This window comes from Vibrio sp. YIC-376 (assembly GCF_052353105.1).
Lineage (GTDB): Bacteria > Pseudomonadota > Gammaproteobacteria > Enterobacterales > Vibrionaceae > Vibrio.
This window is the reverse complement of the sequence record NZ_JBBWFK010000037.1, coordinates 1-746: the sequence shown is the minus strand read 5'-3', so window position 1 is coordinate 746 and position 746 is coordinate 1. Positions and strand designations below refer to the sequence as shown.

Here is a 746-nt window from a genome sequence, read left to right as displayed (position 1 = left end):
GGGCTGCAAAAGAAGTAGGTAGTTTAACCTTCGGGGGGACGCTTACCACTTTGTGGTTCATGACTGGGGTGAAGTCGTAACAAGGTAGCGCTAGGGGAACCTGGCGCTGGATCACCTCCTTATACGATGATTACTCACGATGAGTGTCCACACAGATTGATGGTTTTGAAGCGTAATGCTTCGGGCTGTTATTGCTCTTTAACAATTTGGAAAGCTGACAAAACAAACTTTGTTTTTTGAAATAAAGATTTGTTTGTAAAGTTCTCAAAGTATTCATGTATTTGAATACAACTAAAAACACATTCAAGTGTTCTTGGAATTTGAGTCCGGCAAAATCGAAAGCTATCTCGCTCATTCAAATAATGAGATAGCAACTTTGGTTGTTTGACCGTTTGATTTCACTTTTTAAAGTGAAGACAAAGTGCAATTCGAAACTCCTTCGGGTTGTATGGTTAAGTGACTAAGCGTACACGGTGGATGCCTTGGCAGTCAGAGGCGATGAAGGACGTATTAACTTGCGATAAGCCCAGATTAGGCAGTAAAAGCCACTTGAGTCTGGGATTTCCGAATGGGGAAACCCACTAGCATAAGCTAGTATCCTGTTGTGAATACATAGCAACAGGAGGCGAACCGGGGGAACTGAAACATCTAAGTACCCCGAGGAAAAGAAATCAACCGAGATTCCGAAAGTAGCGGCGAGCGAAATTGGACTAGCCCTTAAGCTTTACACGCGTTAGACGAACGGT

2 rRNA genes are annotated in these 746 nt (G+C 43.2%); both read left to right on the top strand.

The window, feature by feature from the left end:
- Positions 1-122: ribosomal RNA gene (locus WJM94_RS24505) — 16S ribosomal RNA — on the top strand; the annotation flags it as partial.
- 328 nt (positions 123-450) lie between these two features.
- Positions 451-746 (top strand): 23S ribosomal RNA (locus WJM94_RS24500); the annotation flags it as partial.